The following is a 1,367-nucleotide window of genomic DNA, read 5'->3' on the forward strand; positions in this document are numbered from 1 at the left end:
AAAAATCTATGGTCACCCCCATTTTTGCAATACTGATTAATGGGTGAAGTGGTTGGCTTGCTTAAATCTATCCGGCGTCGATCCAGGGCATGCCCCGCGCCACGATGAGAGTCGCGCCTGACGATCCTGAAAAATGCCGCGGCTTCTGAAGCCGATTTTTATGTCAGGTTCTTCGTCAGGCCGGTGGGCCGTTCACGTCATCCGTTGTTCAGCTATCGCAAAACCTGAAGGGTGATTCGTGGTACTGCAACAACCGCAGGGTCAGGCGTTCAGCGCGTCTGGCCCTGCTTCATATTGCGTATGGTGAGCCGCTAGCGCCCACGCGATCCGCGCCAGCTTGTTAGCCAGGGCGCAGGCCACCACGTTCGAGTGTCGTCGCCCAAGCAATGAGCGCACCCAGTCGGCCAGAGCCCCTTTCTGGTGTTCTAGCCTCTGCATATAGACCCGAGCACATTGAACCAGCAACTGCCTGAGGTGCTTGTCGCCGCGCTTGCTGATACCCAGCAAATTAGCCCTGCCGCCGGTGCTGTACTGCCTGGGCACCAAGCCCACGGAGGCGGCGAAGTCACGGCTGCATCGGTACTGCCTGCCGTCCCCCATCTCTACAGCCAGCAGGCTGGCGGTGATCGGCCCGACACACGGCAAGCTCAGCAAGCGGCTGCCGAGATCATCGTCGGCCAGTTGGCTTGCCAGCTCTTTATCCAGCGCCTTGATCTGTTCATCCAGATAACAGAAATGCTCATGCAAGCGCTGTAACAGCACTGTCAACCGAACGGGCAACTCATGCTCAGCCAAAATACTCGCCAACCGCTTCATGATCGCCAGGCCCTTGGGCAGGCTGATGCCGAACTCCAGTAGGAAACCATGCATTTGATTGGCGGTTTTGGTGCGATCGCGTACCAGCGACTCGCGCAGGCGATGCAGAACGGAAAGCGTCTGCTGTGCCTCGGTTTTAGGCGAAACGAAGCGCATCGATGGACGCGAAGCCGCCTCGCAAATGGCTTCGGCATCCACGAAGTCATTTTTGTTGCCTTTGACGAAGGGGCGGACGAATTGCGGGGAAATCAGTTTGGCTTCATGCCCCATGGCCATCAGCTGGCGAGCGACGAAATGCGCCCCGGCACAAGCTTCCATCACCACGGTACAGGCCGGCAGATTGCCGAAGAGCGTCATCATCTGTTGACGCGAGAACTTCTTGCGAAACACCTCTCGGCCCAATTTGTCTTGGCCGTGCAGGTGGAAACTGTGTTTACCGAGATCGATCCCGATCAGCGCTGACTCGCTCATAATGATGGCCTCCGAAAACAAAACACCCTGCGAAAGCGTAGCCCTCGCAGGGTGTGGGGGTGACCATCTCATTAATGCCC

At 57.5% G+C, this 1,367-nt stretch carries 1 protein-coding gene; it reads right to left on the reverse strand.

The window, feature by feature from the left end; translation table 11 throughout:
* Window positions 1-261 precede the first annotated feature (261 nt).
* A complete protein-coding gene (locus MKS85_RS28750; protein WP_047230568.1) occupies window positions 262-1,287 on the reverse strand; it encodes an IS110 family transposase in 1,026 nt (341 codons plus the stop codon).
* Window positions 1,288-1,367: the final 80 nt, after the last annotated feature.

This window comes from Pseudomonas sp. JL2 (assembly GCF_031570495.1).
GTDB lineage: Bacteria > Pseudomonadota > Gammaproteobacteria > Pseudomonadales > Pseudomonadaceae > Aquipseudomonas > Aquipseudomonas rhizophila.

Bases quoted from the DNA above. Each gene is read 5' to 3' on its own strand.
- MKS85_RS28750 (WP_047230568.1), bottom strand. From the start codon at position 1,287: ATGAGCGAGTCAGCGCTGATCGGGATCGATCTCGGTAAACACAGTTTC.